General features: G+C 31.7%; 18 protein-coding genes and 3 pseudogenes. 11 read left to right on the forward strand and 10 right to left on the reverse strand.

From position 1 onward, the window contains the following. Positions 1–63 precede the first annotated feature (63 nt). The 4 genes from G9F71_RS12515 to G9F71_RS12530 all read left to right on the forward strand — a co-directional run bounded on the left by G9F71_RS12515 (position 64) and on the right by G9F71_RS12530 (position 4,677). Positions 64–909 carry a GNAT family N-acetyltransferase gene (locus G9F71_RS12515; RefSeq protein ID WP_164951082.1) on the forward strand — a complete coding sequence of 282 codons (846 nt, stop codon included), beginning with the start codon at positions 64–66 and terminating at the stop codon, positions 907–909. A 69-nt stretch (positions 910–978) separates the two neighbouring features. Next, a complete protein-coding gene (locus G9F71_RS12520) occupies positions 979–2,913 on the forward strand; it encodes an SEC-C metal-binding domain-containing protein (protein WP_224626354.1) in 1,935 nt (644 codons plus the stop codon). A gap of 162 nt (positions 2,914–3,075) precedes the next feature. Beyond that, on the forward strand, positions 3,076–3,552 hold the full coding sequence (locus G9F71_RS12525; protein WP_224626356.1) for an HIT family protein: 477 nt from the start codon (positions 3,076–3,078) through the stop codon (positions 3,550–3,552). 207 nt (positions 3,553–3,759) lie between these two features. Beyond that, on the forward strand, positions 3,760–4,677 hold the full coding sequence (locus tag G9F71_RS12530) for an alpha/beta hydrolase family protein (RefSeq protein WP_164951081.1): 918 nt from the start codon (positions 3,760–3,762) through the stop codon (positions 4,675–4,677). A 146-nt stretch (positions 4,678–4,823) separates the two neighbouring features. Here the strand turns inward: G9F71_RS12530 and G9F71_RS12535 are convergent, their stop codons facing one another. Both G9F71_RS12535 and G9F71_RS12540 read right to left on the reverse strand, forming a co-directional pair. Beyond that, complete coding sequence (locus tag G9F71_RS12535; RefSeq protein WP_164951080.1) at positions 4,824–5,252, reverse strand: hypothetical protein; 429 nt, start codon at positions 5,250–5,252, stop codon at positions 4,824–4,826. A gap of 662 nt (positions 5,253–5,914) precedes the next feature. Then, positions 5,915–6,658, reverse strand: a pseudogene (locus tag G9F71_RS12540) (transposase); the annotation flags it as partial. Between the two features lie 211 nt (positions 6,659–6,869). On the opposite strand from G9F71_RS12540, the gene G9F71_RS12545 reads away from it, so the two are divergent. From G9F71_RS12545 to G9F71_RS12555, 3 genes are read left to right on the forward strand one after another with little or no spacing between them, the layout of a single operon-like run. Next, entirely contained in the window at positions 6,870–8,111 is a 1,242-nt protein-coding gene (locus G9F71_RS12545; RefSeq protein ID WP_224626360.1) for a site-specific integrase, read from the forward strand. Then, complete coding sequence (locus G9F71_RS12550) at positions 8,108–9,073, forward strand: tyrosine-type recombinase/integrase (protein WP_224626362.1); 966 nt, start codon at positions 8,108–8,110, stop codon at positions 9,071–9,073. Before G9F71_RS12545 ends, G9F71_RS12550 begins: the two co-directional genes overlap by 4 nt. Next, entirely contained in the window at positions 9,073–10,125 is a 1,053-nt protein-coding gene (locus tag G9F71_RS12555) for a tyrosine-type recombinase/integrase (protein WP_224626679.1), read from the forward strand. The genes G9F71_RS12550 and G9F71_RS12555 overlap by 1 nt, the downstream gene beginning before the upstream one ends. A 48-nt stretch (positions 10,126–10,173) precedes the next feature. Here G9F71_RS12555 and G9F71_RS12560 read toward each other — a convergent pair whose 3' ends face one another. Beyond that, positions 10,174–10,665, reverse strand: coding sequence for a transposase zinc-binding domain-containing protein (locus G9F71_RS12560; RefSeq protein WP_164952519.1), 492 nt, complete (start codon positions 10,663–10,665; stop codon positions 10,174–10,176). Then, positions 10,658–11,506 carry a site-specific integrase gene (locus tag G9F71_RS12565; protein ID WP_164952518.1) on the reverse strand — a complete coding sequence of 283 codons (849 nt, stop codon included), beginning with the start codon at positions 11,504–11,506 and terminating at the stop codon, positions 10,658–10,660. The genes G9F71_RS12560 and G9F71_RS12565 overlap by 8 nt, the downstream gene beginning before the upstream one ends. Before the next feature lie 1,025 nt (positions 11,507–12,531). On the opposite strand from G9F71_RS12565, the gene G9F71_RS12570 reads away from it, so the two are divergent. The 4 genes from G9F71_RS12570 to G9F71_RS12585 all read left to right on the forward strand — a co-directional run bounded on the left by G9F71_RS12570 (position 12,532) and on the right by G9F71_RS12585 (position 16,623). Further along, positions 12,532–14,058 carry a HEPN domain-containing protein gene (locus G9F71_RS12570; protein ID WP_164952517.1) on the forward strand — a complete coding sequence of 509 codons (1,527 nt, stop codon included), beginning with the start codon at positions 12,532–12,534 and terminating at the stop codon, positions 14,056–14,058. Between the two features lie 439 nt (positions 14,059–14,497). After that, a complete protein-coding gene (locus G9F71_RS12575; protein ID WP_164952516.1) occupies positions 14,498–14,935 on the forward strand; it encodes a LytTR family DNA-binding domain-containing protein in 438 nt (145 codons plus the stop codon). 21 nt (positions 14,936–14,956) lie between these two features. Beyond that, positions 14,957–15,358, forward strand: coding sequence for a hypothetical protein (locus G9F71_RS12580; RefSeq protein WP_164952515.1), 402 nt, complete (start codon positions 14,957–14,959; stop codon positions 15,356–15,358). Between the two features lie 89 nt (positions 15,359–15,447). Then, on the forward strand, positions 15,448–16,623 hold the full coding sequence (locus tag G9F71_RS12585; RefSeq protein ID WP_164952514.1) for an MFS transporter: 1,176 nt from the start codon (positions 15,448–15,450) through the stop codon (positions 16,621–16,623). A gap of 443 nt (positions 16,624–17,066) precedes the next feature. Here the strand turns inward: G9F71_RS12585 and G9F71_RS12590 are convergent. The 6 genes and pseudogenes from G9F71_RS12590 to G9F71_RS12615 form a co-directional block, all read right to left on the reverse strand. Next, positions 17,067–17,798, reverse strand: a pseudogene (locus tag G9F71_RS12590) (transposase); the annotation flags it as partial. A 127-nt stretch (positions 17,799–17,925) separates the two neighbouring features. Continuing rightward, on the reverse strand, positions 17,926–18,978 hold the full coding sequence (locus tag G9F71_RS12595) for a tyrosine-type recombinase/integrase (protein ID WP_224626679.1): 1,053 nt from the start codon (positions 18,976–18,978) through the stop codon (positions 17,926–17,928). After that, positions 18,978–19,943: a tyrosine-type recombinase/integrase gene (locus G9F71_RS12600; RefSeq protein WP_224626362.1), complete on the reverse strand. Its 966-nt coding sequence runs from the start codon at positions 19,941–19,943 to the stop codon at positions 18,978–18,980. The genes G9F71_RS12595 and G9F71_RS12600 overlap by 1 nt, the downstream gene beginning before the upstream one ends. Further along, entirely contained in the window at positions 19,940–21,181 is a 1,242-nt protein-coding gene (locus G9F71_RS12605) for a site-specific integrase (protein ID WP_224626360.1), read from the reverse strand. The genes G9F71_RS12600 and G9F71_RS12605 overlap by 4 nt, the downstream gene beginning before the upstream one ends. Positions 21,182–21,355: 174 nt before the next feature. Next, positions 21,356–21,790: pseudogene (locus G9F71_RS12610) on the reverse strand (transposase zinc-binding domain-containing protein); the annotation flags it as partial. Then, positions 21,787–22,659 carry a tyrosine-type recombinase/integrase gene (locus G9F71_RS12615; RefSeq protein WP_224626364.1) on the reverse strand — a complete coding sequence of 291 codons (873 nt, stop codon included), beginning with the start codon at positions 22,657–22,659 and terminating at the stop codon, positions 21,787–21,789. The gene G9F71_RS12615 and the pseudogene G9F71_RS12610, both read right to left, overlap by 4 nt. Positions 22,660–22,890 lie beyond the last annotated feature (231 nt).

The following is a 22,890-nucleotide window of genomic DNA, read 5'->3' on the forward strand; positions in this document are numbered from 1 at the left end:
GTATTTGGTAGCTTTCGGTATGCATTAAAAAAATGTAAAAAACATTTTATAGGGGGAAACAGAATGAGGTACATTGAAGACAGAGATTTTAAGTATAATGATATCCTTGTTAAGCATTTAAGAGCTTACAATTATAAGCATACTGGTGATAGAGAGGTCTCAACAGAGTATTATTATGCAATTGAAGGTGATAAGCTTGTTGGGGCTATATATATTAATCTATTTTGGGATTGGGTAAGTATAGGTAATATATTCTATGAAGATGTTGAAGTTTTAAAGAAACTTATTTCGGAAATATGGCTTCACTATAGTAATCGAGCTGTTGGAATAAATTTAATTACAGAAATTGAATCTTGTGCAAAGGAATTTCAGATGTTAGGATTTGAGCTGATAGGAGTGATGGAAGGTACTCCTAAGACTAAAAGAAGTTTTCATCTACAGAATATCGATTTTAATGTAGAAAGTAATACTAAATTAGAAGTTGTTATAACCACTGAGAAAATTGTTGAATATGATTTAATTCTCCATAATCAGATGGAGAGAATTAATAAAGAAAATGACATTCAGGATGTAGAAGAAAAGAATATTATGTTTGTGGCATTAGATAATAATAATAATAATAATAATTTTGCCGGAGGAATTCAGGTAAGCATCACTGAAGATTCTATGTACATTAATCGACTTGTTGTTAGTGAAGAGTATAGAGGGAATCAAATCGGTACAAATCTTATGAATATCATCGAGGATAAAGCAAGAACGCTTGGTATTTATAGCATTAGTACAGGCACTGTAGAATTTCAGGCAAGAGGATTTTATGAGAAACAAGGTTTCAGAGTAGTGATGATTAAAGAAAACGGTCCAAGGGGCTTCGATTCATTTAAAATGACAAAAAGAATAAAGACATTTTAATGTAGTGTATCGGCTACCGCCGTTAATGACTGCGTATAACAAGAATTAATGCAAGGGGATGATTACTAAATGAAACCGGGCAGAAACGAACCATGCCTTTGTGGTAGTGGTAAAAAATATAAAAAATGTTGCATTGACAAAGTGATTATTAATGATAAAGAAATGGAGCAATTGTATTTAAAACAGTATTCATTGATGAAAAATTTAACCATTCAAAATTGTCATCAAATAATTGTTGATGGAAATAAAATCATAAGTGCAAATAAACCGTATAAATTTATTAGTGGAACTTTTACCAATATGGCTCGTGCATATTGGTGCTTATGGAAAGAAATAAATAGTAATGACGATTTAAAAAACGCAAGGGAACTGTGCGACAAGGCGTTAGACTTAAAACCTGAAAATCAACAGGCTTTAATTATTTCTTATGATATCTATATTGAAATACTAGAATTTTCACAAGCAGCACAAGCATTAAGGTCAGTTAAAGACATGTCAATTTTAAAAAAAGCTGAGCAACAAATTGTAATGAGTTATCAACATGCTATTGATTGTGCTAATTCAACAGATTTTAACGAAGAAAGCCAAAAGGGTCTATCAGAAATTACAGATTATCTATTTGAGAAATATGGGAAAAATGCAGGGTTGTGTGGTGTTGCAACATCGTTCTATATAGGAATTGGGAATGATACTCTTCGTGCGTATGAATTAGCGAAATGTTGCGTTGAACAATGGCCGAATCCTGAAGTATATTGTACATTGGGGCTAATATCGCTATATCCGGAAATAAATAGAATAACAGAATCTATCGATTATTTAACTAAGGCATTGGAACTGTCTAAAGATGACATTCTTACATTTGGTATAAAGAGCAATCTAGTAATTTCATTAATGCAAAACAAACAATATGATAAAGCTTATGATTTAGTAAATCAACTAATTAAGTTGAACCCTAATAATCAAAATTATTCTAATTATGCACAATTATTGAAGCGAAAAGGAAACTATAAGGAAGCTATTCAATGGTGTAAAAAGGCATTATTCTTGGTGGAGGATGATACTACATTGCTAGTTTTGGCAGACATTTATAAGAAAAATAAAGGATTCGAGTTAGCAGTAGAAACTTACATAGCCTGTTTGAATTCTATACAGTTCAATGAAAATACTTACGCTTTTTTAGATGAGAATGGTTCGTTGATGCATTCTTTAGCTTCCAATAGTGCGATGGGATCGATTGAATATGAGGCTTATAAAGGTCTGATTTCTGTATACAATGAATTGGGAGATTATAATAATGCGCAAGCATTTTTAAAAATAGCTAAAGAAAAGTTGCCAGAAAAAAGCGAATGGGAAATATGGGATCAGATTTTACCTAAACTAGACGACATTAGTGGGGCCTACCAAAAGGCAAAAGAAGCGTTGCAAAATGAATTAGAGAAGAATAAATATCAGCGTGGCTATTTTAGAAAATGGGCTGCTGATCTAATTACGCTTCAAAACAATTCTTTAAATATTGATTTAGAGGAATTAGACAATTGGGAGCATTATGAAGCTAAGATGGATGGAATCTTAGCAAATATGAAAAAAAACACAGTTAACGAAACTGAGTTACAGACTAAAATCCAGGGAGAAGTTAATGCTAATTATCCACATTTAGATAGTACAGCAAAAGAATTTTTGGTTACAGCTAATTTATTATTTGAACTCCATCAAAATAGCGTAATAGATTTTGCACCAATTATTGTCGAATATTCTAAAGTGGTTGAAAAGCAACTAAGATACTTATTGGGATCATTGTTAACAGCAGAAGAAAAAATGCTTGGTCAAGTAATATGGAAAATAAAAGAAGACTCTATTCCCCCATATTGTGGTTATATTAGTGATTTATGGGCAGTTAACCGACTGCGTAAAAATAGTGCACATACAGGACTACTTTCAAAAGCAGATGCAGATATTATACGAACCATATTGTTTACTAATAATTTACTATGCAATTTACGATAATGCGGTTAGTTTTTTGTAAACAGTATAGATATAAAACTTCCCATTATGTCTATAATGGGCAGTTCAAAAAAATAAAATATAATTGAAGAATAAGGGCATAGTGATATGTCAAACTCGTAAGATAAGACGTAAGGGGAAAATATAATGAAGGAGTGAATCATAATGAAAGATTTTATGAATAATGAGTGGAAGTCTGAATGTATAGCTTGTGAGATAGGTAAAGGTAATGTTATACCTCCAGGTGGAATTATAAAAGAAACAGAGAATTTTTTTATCCAGCAAGATTTAGAAACTCCTCTAAAAGGCTTTCTCGTTATAGTATCAAAAAAACATTTAAAATCAATTGCTCAGTTATCTTTAGATGAAGTAACAGAACTTACTAACCTAATATATAAATCTAGATTAGCTTTAAATGAAATTAATGATATCATAGAAGTAGTTATTATTCAAGAAGAACGTTCAAACCACTTTCATGTATGGCTTTTTCCAAAATATAATTGGATGAATGACTTATTTGAAAATTCATTAACTGATATTAGAAAAATTATGCAATATGTAAAATTAAATATGAATAATGAAAAAAATATTAAAGAAGTCTTAGCTACAGCTAATTTTCTTAGAAATTTATTACAATCTTAAAGTTCCAATTAGAATGTAAATTCTAAACTATCATTTAAGTTTAAATGTGTGCAATGGTATTTCAAATATACTGCTCAAATCAATATAATTCGAGGTTAAGTTGATTCACAACTTTCATAACTTGCGACACAACTGTAGGATAAGGCGAAGTAAATAAAATTCGTATATCGCAAAAGTATAAATTTGCATTTATTAGAAGGAGGGAGTATGAGTACAAATAGTAAAGAGATGGTAAAACTTATTGACTTGAAGCCTGTGAGTAGCAGAATAGATTATGGGGTTTTAGAAACATTCCAATGTAATGGATACAGAAGGGAACTTATTGAATATTTCATACATGGACGTAAAAACACTGCCCTTTTGCTTTTGCCAGATGGAGAAGGAAAACACCCAGCAGTTTTAATTAATCATCAACATAACAGAGAAAGAAATCTTGGCAAGAGTGAAGTTTGCGGTCTTGCTGGGAATCCTCTTCAAGCGTTTGGTCCTGCACTTGCAGAGAGGGGATTTGTTGTCATCGCACCAGATTCATTGTGTTTTGAGGATAGAAGAGTTAATGCTTCAGGAATCAATAAAAATGATGAAGATGATGACTGCCAGCATTTTCTTACAATGTGCTACGGAATACTCACAGGTCAGACTCTGGCAAAAATAGTAATTGAAGATGCAATAGGAGCAATCAGTGTGTTAAATGGGTTGGATTGCGTTGATTATAATAAAATAGGTTGTTTAGGACATTCATATGGAGGTAATACAACGATTTATCTTACTGCATTTGATAAAAGAATACATTATGCTTGTGCTAGCGGTAGTGCCGCAACATTTAGAAACAGAATTAAGAATAATGTTGGTATTGAAATGGCAAGCGTTATACCAAATTTTATGAGATATTATGATATTGACGATGTAGTATGTGAGATTTGCCCAACTAAATTTCTAATTGTATCAGCAACAGAAGATAAATACTCCAAAGATGCAATGGATATCTATAAAAAGGCACAAAAGGAATATAAAAAATGTAATGCAGGGCAACAAATTAGTATTAAACAATATGAAGGTGGACATGCACTTACATCAGAAAGATTTAATTATATAGTTGACTGGATTATTGAGGCTGCAAAATAAATATAGAAGTTTAATTAATTCGTAATCTAATTGAAGTACGACGTAAAAATGCCGTAAAATTCAATTGTAATAATACGGCATTTTTAAGGGATTATTCAGTTTTATTAGTTGTGACGCGTAATAAGAAAGATACGACAGAGTTGAATCTAAATTTTTTTAGATATTATTTCAATTTGATATATATTTTCCTCTGTTTTTTTATAGATGCCGCTTGTTGAAAAATACTCTGAACCTGATACAGCAGGTATTCTTGCTCGTTCTGATAATCCTCCATCAATAGGAGTGTATCCATATTGTGCCATAATAAATTTAATCATTCTACCTACGTTCTGTCTGCCAAGTGCATTTTTGTTCAAATCAGTAACTACAACTGGAAAATTGGAGTTTTTATCAAACTTATTTTCCAAATCCTTTGCTATTAATGTTAAAACTGGCAAGTCCATTTCTGATGCGATTATCATTTTGTCTATGATTGTTGGATTAACCAAATAATCCATAACCTCTTCAACTCCGTTTTTTCCATTATGGACATCAACCATCTTTGTCCTTTTTAGAAAATCTTCTTTAATTCCCATAACAATGCTCCTTTCGCGTTTAATGTCACATATATGTTACATTAAAATGTATTTGATAAATCTAATGTAACATATGTGTTGCATTATGTCAATCTCATTTTAAAAAAATCTGACAAGGTGTTATATGTTACTATCTGTATTAGGTATTATAGTTTCTAGTAGTGGTCATGTACTCCTGTTTTTTATACTGTTCCAGTAATAATAATAACAAGTAAAAAAGACAAACTGCTTAATTATGAGCTAGTCTGTCTTTTATTTATAATTTTATAATGAAAAATCTACTTTTCCTTAAACCCGCTGGTACTACTTGTCTTCTTTGAATGCACCAATTTAGTCAAATTACTATTTATCTGTAAGATTATATAAAAAATCATTAGTTCGTAGTTTGAATAGGTTTGGATTCAGATGTTGAGCCGATAAAAACTATCACCATAAGTATATACTTATGGTGATAGCCACTAAATTTGCTCAATTTCTGAAACAAGCTAAAGAACGATGCCGCGTTTCCACTACTATGGAGATTCAATCTTTTCCCTCTTTCTGAAATTTGCTTTAACACTAAGAGTATTAACTTTAATTTCCACAAATGCATCTTAAATCCTTCTAAGTCTTGATTATTTTCTAAAAATAGACGTAATTTCCCCCTCCCCTAAATAAAGACGTTATGCTATTTTATTTATTCCTCCTGGTGGCGAATAATTTTGACGATTTAATTTCTCTTTTGTAATCATTTTACCTTTACCACAGCAAGAACAGATATTTATATCTATCCCTGTCAGCTTTAAAAGAAGCTCCGCCGCACTTAACTTAACTTCTAAATTTTGATTTTTATTTTCTACTGCTCCTGTAAGTTCTTTGCATTTTTGAAGCTTAGTTGACCTATTTCTGTTGCTTAATATTCCATAATGTCTAATTTTAACAAACTTTCTTGGTAAAACATGCATGAGAAATCTTCTAATAAATTCATCTACTGTAAGTGTCATAAACTTTTCTTTATTATGGTCTTTATAATCTCTCCATTTAAATGTTAGATATCCATTTTCTAAATTTACAATTCGATGATTAGATATCGCTACTCTATGAGTGTATCTACCAAGGTATTCAAGTACGTACTCCGCACTCCCAAAAGGAGGTCTACAATATACAATCCATTCTTTTTTATATAACTTATCTATGAAGCTCTGAAATACATGTTTTTCTGTTAGTTCCTCAATTCCTGTAGTATATTTAAGAGCATTACTATAATAAGCTTTTTTAAGGTAAAATAAGAATTTACCTCTAAACTTTCTTGAAAGCACTTTCACCGGGATAAAAAAATCTTTTTTCGAATTTATCCATCTGTTACCATCTAACGTTAGTCCACCACTTGGAACTATACAATGTATGTGTGGATGATTCATAAGATTCTGACCCCAAGTATTATCCCGACATCGGGATAATACTTGTTATTCCTACTTTTTTATTATTCCGATGTTATCATTATTTTCTTAAACCCATTGTTTTTAAACGATTAGAACAGGACTTTATAAAAAAAATCGGAATAATATATTAACATCATTTGACGATTAACTATTTTAATATATGGTTAAAATAACCATTAAAATAGGAGGTATTATTATGAAACAAGTAACATTGGATCAAACAATCCAAAGGGCTTTAATTTTAATGGAATCGTTAGGTATAGGTAAATCTAATTTAACGACATTCAACAATCGTCACTTTAGTAATATTCAAAAATATTTTGCTGAGCATGGTGAAACTTTGTTTAATATTGATTTATTGGAATGCTATCAAAAGTATCAGGAGACGCGGTTAAGGTGCAAATTAATAGGGAATTGTTACTATACGGTACTGATTAGATCTGTGAAAATACTTATTGAAGTCTATCAGACGGGCACATTTCAGTGGAGGTTCTATGGGTCAGGACCTGAGTTTAAGGTCAATTCATATTTTGAAAAGTGTATAGATAAATTCTTAAGTACTTTGTACCGAAGCACTGAAACCAAGAGACATATAAATTCAAAAATCAGAAGATTTATGAGCTTTCTTGAGAGCCGTGGTCAGGAAGATTTTTTGTTGTTAACTTCAAGCGATTTGACAGAATATCTATCATTTATCTATCCATTTAATAAGGGTGACATGGGACATACTGTTCATGCATTGCACGTTTTTGTTGATTTTCTTGTTAACAGTAGCATTGTAACAAATAAAAATTTAACAGCTCCATTACAGAAACCAGTGACAGCTAGAAAAAGTGTGTCACCTTGTTTTACTCATGATGAAGTAATGTTGATGATGAATCAAACAGACAGAAAATCACCAGATGGCAAACGTGATTACGCAATAATATATCTCGCTTCACATACTGGGCTACGCGCTATAGATATTGCAAATCTGAAGTTTAAAGATATTGATTGGATTAATGACAAAATCAATATCATCCAGAAGAAGACAGGTGGTTATTTATCTCTTCCACTGGAATCTGATACAGGCAACGCAATAGCAGATTATATATTGCATGGGAGACCTGAATCTAAATCGGAACATATCTTTTTAAGAAGCCTTTCTCCATATACAAAACTAGGTAATAACCATTCTGTAGGCATTATTATTGTAAAATATATGAGGATGGCAAACATTGACCATAAAGCATATGATGGAAAAAGTTTTCATGCTTTACGCAGATCAATGGCAACATGGATGCTAGAATCTGATATTCCACTTTCGACTATTTCACAGGTACTGGGGCATAAATCTATGAATTCAGCCAAACCGTATCTTTCGATGAACGAGCGAAAACTTTCTGAATGCGCACTTGGTTTTGAATTCATCCCTATTGAGATGGGGATATATTCATGAATACATTATTTGAAAGCGAATTAGCAACATCAATGGAAGCCATGATAAAATACAAGGAATCTTTAGGATACTCCAGAGTTACCTATGAACCATACTTAAGAATGATTGACAAGTTTTGCTTCGAACATTATCCTCAAGAAACTCGTCTGACAAAGGAACTAGTTTTGAAATGGTCGCAGTTACATCCTCGGGAACAGGCCAATGGATTCAGAAGAAGAATGATTGCTATTCGGGAATTGGGAAAATATCTAAATACTATTGGAATTGAGGCGTATATCTATCCTTCTGAATTCCTAAGTAAAACCCAAAGGTTTGAGCCATATATCTTTACAGATTGTGAATTAAAAGCATTCTTCAATGCCGCTGACATCTTTTCTCGGAGTAAAAATGCACAATACAATCACTATGTTGTACCTGTTATTTATCGATTAATCTACACCTGCGGTTTAAGACCGGGTGAAGTAAGAAATATTAAATGCACAGATGTAAATCTGGTAACTGGGAGAATTTATATACGTGAAAGCAAAGCATATAAAGATCGTATTGTAATAATGTCGAAAGACATGCTACTACTGTGTAATAAATACGAAGAAATAATTAAATCAGTATTGATAAATCGGGAGTACTTCTTTACTAATTCAAAAGGTACAATTATTAGCAAGCAGTCATTAATAGATCATTTTAAGAAATGCTGCGCAAATACAGGCATAATTGGTTTCTGTGGGAGCAGAAAACCACGTGTGTATGATCTACGTCATAATTATGCTACAAGAAAGTTTATGAAATGGCTTGATGAAGGAAGGGATCTATGTGCCGTTCTACCTTACTTGAGTAAATATATGGGACACTATGACTTTTCACAAACATCTTATTATATTCACCTACTTCCTGAAAGACTTATACATTCAAAAGCAATAGATTGGAAACGTTTCTCGGATTTAATACCGGAGGTACAGATGTGATGAAAAAACTCAATGATGAAGGATTATTCCGGTTAATTCATGATTTTCTAAAAATATATATGCCAATTCAGAAACATTTAAGTAGCAACACGGTTAAATCATACAAAGAAACTTTAAATCTTTTTTTTGATTACATCACAAAAGTTAAAGGAATTCGCATGGCGGACATATCGTTTTCAAAAATAAATAGCCAAATTCTTTTCTGTTTTCTTGACTGGATTGAAACTGAACGTCATTGCAGCGTATCCACAAGAAACTTAAGATTGGCCTGTATACGTTCGTTTTATAAGTATGCAAGTACAATGGATTTTACCCTTATGGCTTATAGAAATGAAATATTAAAAGTTCCGCTCAAGAACGATACCTATAAGAATACAGTAGTGAAATACATGTCTGAAGAAGCCGTAAAGGCGATTATGAAACAACCGGATATTACGACGGATAAAGGAATTCGGGATCAGTTCTTCATGATTCTCATGTATGATACAGGTATAAGAGACCGTGAGATATTGGATCTACACCTTAGAAATTTTGATGCTGATTCCAAAACTCCATGTGTTCACGTAACAGGTAAAGGCAACAAACAGAGAGTCTTACCGATCATGCCAAAAACCGTTGAGCATTTTAAGAAATATGTGAAAACTTATCATCTAGATAATAATCCTGACAAATATTTGTTTTATACAGTAAGGCATGAAATGATTCAACAGATGTCTGACGACAATGTAGCTAGATTTATGGACATCTATAGCCGTAGAGCAAAGATTGAATGCAGTGAAGTCCCAGATAATGTACATCCACATATGTGGCGACACTCGCGAGCAATTCATCTTTACAGGGCAGGAATGCCGCTACCTTTGTTGTCAGAATGGCTGGGTCATGCACAACTGGAAACCACTCAAATTTATGCATATGCCGATACAGAAATGAAACGTGATGCCATAAAAAAAGCAACTAATAAAATGAATCCACTTATGGGCATAGAAGAAAAACCCTGTTGGAAAAGCGAAAACAGCGAAGCACTCATCCGAAAGCTCTATGGATTAAGATAATATTATTCCGATTTTATAAAGAAAATAACAGCATAGATAACCATATCTTCATATTTTCAACTTTGTATACATTAAAATCGGAATAATAAAAAAGTAGGAATAACAAGTATGCAAAATTGCCATAAATCCAATTTCTGCTCCTAAATATTTTTTATCACTTGAAAGTTCAAGTAGTGTTTCAGAAACAGATTTAAATAGAATAGAATACATTTCCTTTTGGTTTGTTAATGTTATATAGTTAAGCTCTTCAGGAATAGTGAAAACTACATGAAAATACCCTACGGATAATAAATCCTCCTTTCTTTTTTGAAGCCATCTTTCCTTGGCTAAAGTTTGGCATTTAGGACAATGCCTGTTTCGGCAGGAATTATAAGAAACCCTAACGTGCCCACATTCATCACATTCGTCTACATGACCACCAAGCTCTGCTGTTCTACAAGCTTCAATATCTATCATAGTTTTTAAAATATTCAGCGGAAGCTGATGATTCCTCCTATATTCATCACCATATTGATTGAATATATCTTGAATCTCAATCATCGTTCTCTCCTAAAAGAATATCCAACGGACTCTTTATATTAAGTAAATCCATCCTTCTAAGATGTAAATAGATAGTGGTAGTAGTAATTCGTGTATGTCCTAAAAGTCTTTGAATGTAGCAGATATCCGTACCAGCATCCAATAAGTGAGTTGCAAAGCTATGGCGAAGCGTATGGACAGTTGCATGCTTAGTGATTTTAGTTTTTTTTATAGATTTCTCGAGCATTTTCTGAACACTACGTGGCCTTATAGAATCTGTACGACCCTTTCCAGAAAATAAATATTCCGTAGGATGATATCTGCTCCAATACTCTCTGAGGATTTCTAAATTTGATTTAGACAACAATGAATATCTATCTTTTTTACCTTTGCCCTCCCTAATTAATATTTGCATGTTTTTACTATCAATATCTGTTATTTTTAGGTTACAAACTTCACTAACTCTTAATCCTGCGGAGTAGACCGTCATGAGAATTGCCTTATGCTTAAGATTTTCAGTAACATCAAAGATAGATTTAACCTCATCTGGAGATAATACAGCAGGTAATTTTGATGGTTCTTTCATCCTTGCAATTTTGTCCGAATTCCAATATCTATTTAGAGTTTTAGTATAAAAAAATTTAAGACTTGAATTAATATAATTAACTGTTCCTTCACTTAATTTTTTTTTAATGATACAATAATGTAGATAGTCACAAATTTCTTTTTCACCTAAATACTTTGGTGATTTGTTGTAAAATTTAGCAAAGTTACTAACGTGATTGATGTAGCTTTTTATAGTCATTGGACTATAACCCCTTAGTTCCATATCCATTTTCATTTTTTCTCTTAATTCTGACATAAATAATAACACTTCCTTATTTTTTATTTCGACAATAAAAGTTTATAGGAAGTGTGTATTATAATAAAGAAGTATCTTAGTCAAATAAGATACTTCTTTATATTTTATTTAAGTAAAAATTAAATTAATATGATTAGCACTCGTCTGCCACCGTTTTTAGCGGTTTAATTCTTTTTTACAACTTCGACCTAACTCTACAGAAATTATAGCATAATACATATTTCTACATCACTATATTTCTATAATAGTAAATATTTTAATTTTAAAATACCGTATTATACAATTTTCAAAGTCCATTGTTCGTACTTTCAATTTCATTAGTTATGACGCATTTTTTTCAAAATGCGTCTTGATTTTTCAACTATAATTATTTGATTACATAATTTCCATATGGTATAATTTTGTAGATATGTATTGTACTCGATTCCTGACTGCGAATGCTGGTGCACTGGATCTCTGTGATAAAATAATAGCCTTTGACAAATTGAGTATATTAATTTCATCATACGCACTGTTATTTATCGCTGCTTGTATCATGGGAGGAGTTGGTAATATGGTAGCTTGTTTATTAGTTAATTTAGTAACTACTTTTATTACCGAGGTCAGAGGTCGGGTAGAGTACATATCTTTTTCTCAATACTTTAACTCTTCTTTATTCTCATAAAATACATTTAATGTCTTGAAATATTCGTTTCGTGACATTATAAAAATACACCCTTTCAAGTGCCTTAGTTACTCATATTCATAAAGTTCGTCATAAGCAATTGTAAAAATTACTAAAGAATTTAGATGAACTGTGCAGATTGTGCATATACCCATTAGGCTAATAAGGTGAAGTTCAATGTCATCAAGGGCTCATTTAATATAATTTAGAAATTGGCACAATAGTAAGAAACTATGGACTTAATATATTTATATATACACATATAAATAGTAATTTGAAGGGATGTTATTATGGGAGAATTATTAAAACTACCTAATAGCGGAAAGTAACTATAATCAATTAATTTAAAAGGAGGGATTCGATGAAAATAGCAGATGATAAAATAGATAAATTATGTGATGTAAGCGAACAAGTAGTGTGCAGTGGCATTAATGAAATTTATAAATATCAAAAGAGTAATTCCTATATACCATCTTATTATAATTATCCAGAGGAATTCTTCAAAGGAATCGAGAAAGCAGATGTATATAAAGAAATGATAGAAAAAGTACCTGCAATGAAGAGCAGTATTTCATTTTTCCATAGAAGTAATTACAATACGCCAAAAAAATATGGTGATGTATTAAAATCAAGTGATGGACAATTTAGTATAAATTGTAACAAATTAGAGCAATATGACGTGTTGTTAAAAGCATTTAATGATGATGAAGCTTTAAATAAAATGATTGCATCAGAGCCCAAGTATATAGAGAACTCTGTAGTACGTTTTATTTCAAACATTGTAAATCGTTATTTATATGTTACGAAGAGATTTGAAGAAGAGGAAATAGATGTTCATGTAGTTAAAGAGTTAATTTCAGAACAATTACTACGTTATACTTCTGAAACACTAAATGTAAATATCTGCATTCCTATATGCTTTTTAGATTTTGATTCCGATGAAATTGAAATCACTGATAAGATTACTATTAGTAAAATGACTAAAGATTTTCAATTAAGTCGATTTAATGTATCAAACTATGAATCTACTCAAGAATCTCATGTGGTTCAATGCGCTGCATTTATGATTAGAATGACTGACTATCAAATAAAAAATGAGGAGAAAGACTCAGCACGAAATGCTAGTACAAATTATTGGGCTTACCCTAGAGAAATTATTGATGATATATTTGCCGCAATTCGAATTTCAACTGGCTGCAATACAGGATATGGACAATTTCTTATTGAACCAATTGGATGGGCCGATGAATGGATAGCCAATTTAATACCGCTATACGGAGCGCAGATAAGAGCTTTCAACAGAAATGATGTGGATACAAAATTTCTACAACATAAAATATATAGAGTTACAACCCAAGAAATTGTATTGACAAGAGAACTGTTTGATGTTATTCGTAAGAAAAGGGAGCCGAAAAAGAATAGTAAAGAATTGAAAAGAGTTTTTATAGCAATTGACAGATTGAATAGATGTATGTTACGAGAATCTGATGACGATACTGCTTTAGATGCAATTATTGGAATAGAGACATTGTTATCTGGAGACGCGCATGGTGAAATTACATATACAATTTCAAACAGAATAGCTGTGGTTATCGCAAAGTTAGATGATTGTCCATATTCGGCTAACGAGGCAAGAAAAGCTATGAAAATTATTTATGGATTTAGATCTGATATTGTCCATGGAAGAGATGCTAAGAAGAATAAAATAATAGTAATAAATGGACAAGAAAGATACACAAAAGAACTTGCTGTTGAATTTTTAAGATATTCATTATTGTTTATTATGAAAAATAATGAATATTTGGATGTAAAACGATTCGAAGATGCTTTAGATGAAGCGATAGAAAACAGAAATGCTAAAAACTCAGAATCGGAAAGTAATTTATAGAAGCAAATAATATTGACTTTTATACATAATCAGAGAGCAACAGAGCTTGCAAGCAAACTTCCAATTTCAGTAAGAGGGCAGATAAGTGTAATATAATGCAATTAATCAAAACAGTTACTTAAATGCCCATTAGGCTAATAATCGGCAGTTGGATAGAATATAATGTAGGGAAAATTACATATACAATTTTATTAGGGTTGGTTGATCATATTTTTATATCATAGGAAGTGTCGTCAATGTAAGAAATGATGACACTTTTATTTATTCTTAGATTAATACGGATACTGGAAACATTATGTACTCATGCCCACACATTTTTGTTTCTATACTTAAAATTGTTCAAACAATGTAACTCACATTATGCTATATGCAACATAAGTGTGTGATGATTGTTATCATCTGATACCTATGATATGCTTTATTTGAAAGGAGGAAAATTATGAGAATAATAATAATTGAAAATCCCTTACTGGAAGATATTGAGGTGAAAATCCTATGTAAAAAAAGAACTACCTATGTGGATCATATAGTGGCTATTCTATCTGAAGATCAAATAACCATAAGTGGCAGAATAGAAAATGAGTATACACAGATTTCTTCCCATGATGTCTATTATTTTGAGGCTGTTGATAATAAAATCTATATTTATTGCGAAAAAAACGTATATCAAAGTGATATGAAATTATATGAGTTAGAAAGAGATTTGCCAAATACAGGATTTACCCGAATAAATAAGTCTTGTATTATGAGCATTTCAAAATTACAAAAAGTAAAAGGGCAAATTAATGGTAGACTGCTTGCAACTTTATCAAATGGAGAGAAACTTATTATTAATCGAAGTTATGTACAGGAAATTAAACGAAAGTTAAACATATAATTTATAACATTGGAGGAAGCTATGAAAAGAATAAATCAATATTTCTGTAGTGGATGTGTTGCCTTTACTGTAATAATAATTATAACAATTATTATACATTTTATAAACCATCAAGTAACCTTTGATGTAAAATCAGAGGCTAGTTTGTTATTTTTAATTTTATTAATACAGACAGTTCTGTATTTTATGGAAAACATTCATATTAAGTTCCCAATTACACATATGGCTTTTGAATTATTCATAATTATCATTATCACTTTTTCTATTGGAATACCAATGAAAGTCATTGAAATTATTTCTTTAACTGCAGTAATAGAAACAATCCTAATAATTGCTACAGCCTATGCAATAGCTTGTTTAAGCTTATATAAAGATAGTAAAAATGATGCAGAAGATATAAATAAAAAATTACAAGAGAAATAAGAAGTAAATAATATATTCCATTTATTTGGTGACTAACATTTGTTTGACAGTAAATTAGTTAGTCTTTAATTATATTTTTGGAGGTAATTATGGGCAATAAGGTTAAAATTAAGAATAATTTAGTAACATCTATCATGTTGGGTTCCTTTGCTTTTGGGCTAATGTCATTTATATTACCTATTTATAGTAAAAGGATTGGTGGAAGTGCATTAGCTATTGGAGGATTATTTTCAATATTTAGCATTGTAACTTTAGTATTGAGACCACTTATAGGAAAAGGAATAGACAAATATGGAAGGAAAGTTTTTTTTGTTTCTGCTTTCTTGTTCTATGCAATTGCTATGTTATTGTTTTCTTATTCAACTAATATTGAACTTTTGTATATTAGCAGAATTATTCAGGCAATAGGTTCTTCATTTATGTGGATTTCTGCATACTCTATAGCAATAGATATTGCTGATAATGAAAAAAGAGGGAAATTAATTGGACAAGTAGATGGAGCAAGTAGCAAAGGTGCATTATATGGTGCTATTATAGGTTTTGTTATACTGGGTAATTTTACTCTTATAATTGGATGGAGCCTTTTGTTTAAAGGGTATGCAATATTATCATTGATAGCAGGGTATATTGCATATAAATATATACCTGAAACAATGGCAGTTAATATTGAAAAGAGTGTACAACCTAATAAAGAATTTAATATTAATTTATTAAAATTATTGTGTATAGTTTTTATAAGTTCAATTTCAACCTCTATGATAAGTCCTCTTCTAATGATTTATCTTCAGGATAAATTCACTACAGATATTGGAACGTTAGCAACTGCATTTATTCCAGCAGCCCTTGTATATGCTTTTTTACCATCAATATTGGGTGAAATTAGTGATAAAATTGGGAGAATAGTACCTATGGTAATAGGGTTAATTGTTTCAGGTATAGTTTCTCTAGGCTTTTCACATTCTTTCAATATTAAAATATTAATTGCACTTTGGATTGTAGAATCTATAGGTATAGTAATGGCTTCACCAGCAGAAGAAGCCTTAGTGGCAGACATAGTAGGAAAAGAAACTCGAGGTTCGGCATATGGGCTATACTTAATGGTAGTTAGCTTAGGTGCATCAATTGGACCTTTGCTAGGGGGATTTCTATATGATACTTTTGGACATGCAATTCCATTTTATCTAAATGGAATTATATTATTAATGGATGCCTTATTAGTAATAATATTATTTAGAAATTATAAAAAAAAGCAAAGTAATATTTAATATTTATTCATTTTATAATTATCGTATTATTAATAAATATTATTCTTTTAAAGTGTACTAATTATGGTAATAAAAGTGTCATCAATTTTATAAATTGTGACAATACTTATGGATGAGAAAGCGGACTATTAAAGCCTAATTATCAACTTCTAATTATTCTTAGCGAATTATACGAAGTTAGGCGCGAAAAAAAAGCTCAAACCCTAGATAAGAGTCTGAGTGTAAAAAAATATAGAAGTACGCCTAACTTTGGATAATTAAAATAGCACGAAACCGCGGTAGTATAATTAGAACTTATGGGGATTGAATAAACCTACCCTTACTTAACTTAATGGATTAATTGAGGATATAGTTAAAATTAAAGTGATAAACATATAAAAACACCATTACAGCTAGATATATAGACATAGTTTCCCCCTCCCCATAATAGCAAACTCTTAATATTATGCAGTTTGTAAGGAGGTAGGAGGAGATTTGGAAAATAAAGTATGACGGCTAAGTTTGTCCGAACCACATCGTGGGCACTTGGATATATCTCTTCCAGTGATCTTTTGGATTAATTGGAGTGTTGATATTTTTTCTTTAAGTAAAATAGGTGTATTAGTAAGGTGTTTGCAAAGCTTAAGTTTGGTAGTTTTGTTTCGATTTCCTAGTAAACCATAGTGTCTTATTTTCATAAATCCACTTGGAAGTATATGAATTAGAAACCTACGGATAAACTCATCAGCAGAAACAGTCATTAACTTACATTTGCTACTATCTTTGTAATCGCGCCATTTGAATGTAACATTGCCATTTTCAATATTAACGATACGATTATTTGATATAGCAACTCTGTGAGTATATCTACCTAAATATTCGACTACACATGCAGCTTCTTTAAAAGGTGGTTTGCAGTAAACAATCCACTCTTTAGAATATACAGAGGAAAGTAGGTTTTTAAATTCATTATCATTACAAAGATATTGTTGACTACCATGAAATTCAAGCTTATTTTGGGAGTATAATTGTTTGAGATAATATAAAAATTTGCCTCTGAATTTGCGAGATAGCACTTTAACAGGGATGAAAAACTTCTTTCTGCTATTTATCCATTTTCCTATTGAAGATAATCCTCCACCGGGTACAATACAATGAATATGAGGATGGTGCATAAGGTTTTGTCCCCAAGTATTATCCCGATGTCGGGATAATACTTGTTATTCCTACTTTTTTATTATTCCGATTTTAATGTATACAAAGTTGAAAATATGAAGATATGGTTATCTATGCTGTTATTTTCTTTATAAAATCGGAATAATATTATCTTAATCCATAGAGCTTTCGGATGAGTGCTTCGCTGTTTTCGCTTTTCCAACAGGGTTTTTCTTCTATGCCCATAAGTGGATTCATTTTATTAGTTGCTTTTTTTATGGCATCACGTTTCATTTCTGTATCGGCATATGCATAAATTTGAGTGGTTTCCAGTTGTGCATGACCCAGCCATTCTGACAACAAAGGTAGCGGCATTCCTGCCCTGTAAAGATGAATTGCTCGCGAGTGTCGCCACATATGTGGATGTACATTATCTGGGACTTCACTGCATTCAATCTTTGCTCTACGGCTATAGATGTCCATAAATCTAGCTACATTGTCGTCAGACATCTGTTGAATCATTTCATGCCTTACTGTATAAAACAAATATTTGTCAGGATTATTATCTAGATGATAAGTTTTCACATATTTCTTAAAATGCTCAACGGTTTTTGGCATGATCGGTAAGACTCTCTGTTTGTTGCCTTTACCTGTTACGTGAACACATGGAGTTTTGGAATCAGCATCAAAATTTCTAAGGTGTAGATCCAATATCTCACGGTCTCTTATACCTGTATCATACATGAGAATCATGAAGAACTGATCCCGAATTCCTTTATCCGTCGTAATATCCGGTTGTTTCATAATCGCCTTTACGGCTTCTTCAGACATGTATTTCACTACTGTATTCTTATAGGTATCGTTCTTGAGCGGAACTTTTAATATTTCATTTCTATAAGCCATAAGGGTAAAATCCATTGTACTTGCATACTTATAAAACGAACGTATACAGGCCAATCTTAAGTTTCTTGTGGATACGCTGCAATGACGTTCAGTTTCAATCCAGTCAAGAAAACAGAAAAGAATTTGGCTATTTATTTTTGAAAACGATATGTCCGCCATGCGAATTCCTTTAACTTTTGTGATGTAATCAAAAAAAAGATTTAAAGTTTCTTTGTATGATTTAACCGTGTTGCTACTTAAATGTTTCTGAATTGGCATATATATTTTTAGAAAATCATGAATTAACCGGAATAATCCTTCATCATTGAGTTTTTTCATCACATCTGTACCTCCGGTATTAAATCCGAGAAACGTTTCCAATCTATTGCTTTTGAATGTATAAGTCTTTCAGGAAGTAGGTGAATATAATAAGATGTTTGTGAAAAGTCATAGTGTCCCATATATTTACTCAAGTAAGGTAGAACGGCACATAGATCCCTTCCTTCATCAAGCCATTTCATAAACTTTCTTGTAGCATAATTATGACGTAGATCATACACACGTGGTTTTCTGCTCCCACAGAAACCAATTATGCCTGTATTTGCGCAGCATTTCTTAAAATGATCTATTAATGACTGCTTGCTAATAATTGTACCTTTTGAATTAGTAAAGAAGTACTCCCGATTTATCAATACTGATTTAATTATTTCTTCGTATTTATTACACAGTAGTAGCATGTCTTTCGACATTATTACAATACGATCTTTATATGCTTTGCTTTCACGTATATAAATTCTCCCAGTTACCAGATTTACATCTGTGCATTTAATATTTCTTACTTCACCCGGTCTTAAACCGCAGGTGTAGATTAATCGATAAATAACAGGTACAACATAGTGATTGTATTGTGCATTTTTACTCCGAGAAAAGATGTCAGCGGCATTGAAGAATGCTTTTAATTCACAATCTGTAAAGATATATGGCTCAAACCTTTGGGTTTTACTTAGGAATTCAGAAGGATAGATATACGCCTCAATTCCAATAGTATTTAGATATTTTCCCAATTCCCGAATAGCAATCATTCTTCTTCTGAATCCATTGGCCTGTTCCCGAGGATGTAACTGCGACCATTTCAAAACTAGTTCCTTTGTCAGACGAGTTTCTTGAGGATAATGTTCGAAGCAAAACTTGTCAATCATTCTTAAGTATGGTTCATAGGTAACTCTGGAGTATCCTAAAGATTCCTTGTATTTTATCATGGCTTCCATTGATGTTGCTAATTCGCTTTCAAATAATGTATTCATGAATATATCCCCATCTCAATAGGGATGAATTCAAAACCAAGTGCGCATTCAGAAAGTTTTCGCTCGTTCATCGAAAGATACGGTTTGGCTGAATTCATAGATTTATGCCCCAGTACCTGTGAAATAGTCGAAAGTGGAATATCAGATTCTAGCATCCATGTTGCCATTGATCTGCGTAAAGCATGAAAACTTTTTCCATCATATGCTTTATGGTCAATGTTTGCCATCCTCATATATTTTACAATAATAATGCCTACAGAATGGTTATTACCTAGTTTTGTATATGGAGAAAGGCTTCTTAAAAAGATATGTTCCGATTTAGATTCAGGTCTCCCATGCAATATATAATCTGCTATTGCGTTGCCTGTATCAGATTCCAGTGGAAGAGATAAATAACCACCTGTCTTCTTCTGGATGATATTGATTTTGTCATTAATCCAATCAATATCTTTAAACTTCAGATTTGCAATATCTATAGCGCGTAGCCCAGTATGTGAAGCGAGATATATTATTGCGTAATCACGTTTGCCATCTGGTGATTTTCTGTCTGTTTGATTCATCATCAACATTACTTCATCATGAGTAAAACAAGGTGACACACTTTTTCTAGCTGTCACTGGTTTCTGTAATGGAGCTGTTAAATTTTTATTTGTTACAATGCTACTGTTAACAAGAAAATCAACAAAAACGTGCAATGCATGAACAGTATGTCCCATGTCACCCTTATTAAATGGATAGATAAATGATAGATATTCTGTCAAATCGCTTGAAGTTAACAACAAAAAATCTTCCTGACCACGGCTCTCAAGAAAGCTCATAAATCTTCTGATTTTTGAATTTATATGTCTCTTGGTTTCAGTGCTTCGGTACAAAGTACTTAAGAATTTATCTATACACTTTTCAAAATATGAATTGACCTTAAACTCAGGTCCTGACCCATAGAACCTCCACTGAAATGTGCCCGTCTGATAGACTTCAATAAGTATTTTCACAGATCTAATCAGTACCGTATAGTAACAATTCCCTATTAATTTGCACCTTAACCGCGTCTCCTGATACTTTTGATAGCATTCCAATAAATCAATATTAAACAAAGTTTCACCATGCTCAGCAAAATATTTTTGAATATTACTAAAGTGACGATTGTTGAATGTCGTTAAATTAGATTTACCTATACCTAACGATTCCATTAAAATTAAAGCCCTTTGGATTGTTTGATCCAATGTTACTTGTTTCATAATAATACCTCCTATTTTAATGGTTATTTTAACCATATATTAAAATAGTTAATCGTCAAATGATGTTAATATATTATTCCGATTTTTTTTATAAAGTCCTGTTCTAATCGTTTAAAAACAATGGGTTTAAGAAAATAATGATAACATCGGAATAATAAAAAAGTAGGAATAACAAGTATGTAAAATAGATGTGAATCCAAGCGTTGCACCCAGATATTTTTTGTCAGATGCTAATTCTGTAAGAGTTTCAGCGACAGCTTTAAATAAAATAGTATAAAGCTCCTTTTGATTTTGATATACTATCAAATTTATGGTATCTGGAATGCTAAATACCACATGAAAGTATCCAACGTCAAGTAAATTACTTTTTTGATTATCAATCCAACGTTCCTTAGCAAGACTTTGACATTTAGGACAGTGTCTATTGCGACAAGAGTTATAAGAAATTTGAGTATTGCCACAGCTTTCACAATTATCTATGTGACCGCCTAACTGGGCAGTCCTACACTTTTCAATTGCAGACATAGCTTTGAGTTGGGCAAGCGTAAGCTTATGTTTTTCACGATATTCTGTGCCATATTGTTGAAAAATATCTTGGACCTCAATCATTGTTCTTCTCCATTTTTTTTGTTTGATTTTTTCAACATGTCGAGGGGACTTTTTACATTTAAGGATTCAATCTTTACCATATGTAAATAAAAACAGGTTGTACTAATATCGGAATGACCAAGAAGCTGTTTAATATGAAATATGCTTGTTCCAGACTCAAGTAGGTGGGTAGCAAAACTGTGCCTCATAGAATGGACCGTAACTGATTTAGTTATATTTGCTTTATTAATGTATTTGTGAAATATATTCTGTACTGATCTAGGATTAATATGCGTGCCGGTATTTATTCTGCTATAAAAAAGCCATTCTTTAGGATGGTATGATTTCCAGTAATCTCTTAGTATTTCTAGATTATCTTGTGAAAGTAATGCATATCTATCTTTGGAGCCTTTACCATTGCGTATAAATAGTTGCATTTTATTACTATCAATATCTGAAACTTTTAGACAAGAGACTTCGCTAAGTCTTAATCCGGCGCCGTAAATAGTCATTAAGATGCATTTATCTCTTAAATTATCACAGGCATTAAAGAGGCTTTGAATTTCTTCTTGAGTAAGAATATTGGGGAATTTACGATGTCTACGGTGACGAGGTATTTGTTTGCAGTTTAAATTAGTATTTAAGGTTACACCATACAAAAAACGAAGCCCACTATTATAGGAATTAACACTTCCAGAGGCAAGTTTTTTTTCAGTTGTAAGGAAGTGAAGAAATTCTCTAATGTCTTTTTCATTAAGTTCAGTTGCGGGTTTATCAAAGTGATTTTGAAATATTTTGCATTTGGTATAGTACTCATCCTGAGTATGTTTGCTTAAACCTCGGAGTTCTACATCAAACATTAACTTTTCTAAAACTTGTTCTTTTGTCATAAATAAAACATCTCCTTTAAAACTATAATTCTTTCCATTTTAAAGGGTATATATACCAAAAACTGATATACTTAGATTATCAGCTCTGGAGAAATTAAAGAAACTATGTTTTGAATACCACCGCGCTAGCGGTTTAGTGCTATTCTTATAATGGGAAGTCCAAAAGATATGAAGGCCTTGATAGGGTTAGGGCATATTACCAATATCTGAAGACATTTCTCAGTTAAAGAG

Origin of the sequence: Clostridium sp. FP2, assembly GCF_011065955.2 — a bacterium.
GTDB classification, from domain to species: Bacteria; Bacillota; Clostridia; order Clostridiales; family Clostridiaceae; genus Clostridium_AD; species Clostridium_AD tagluense.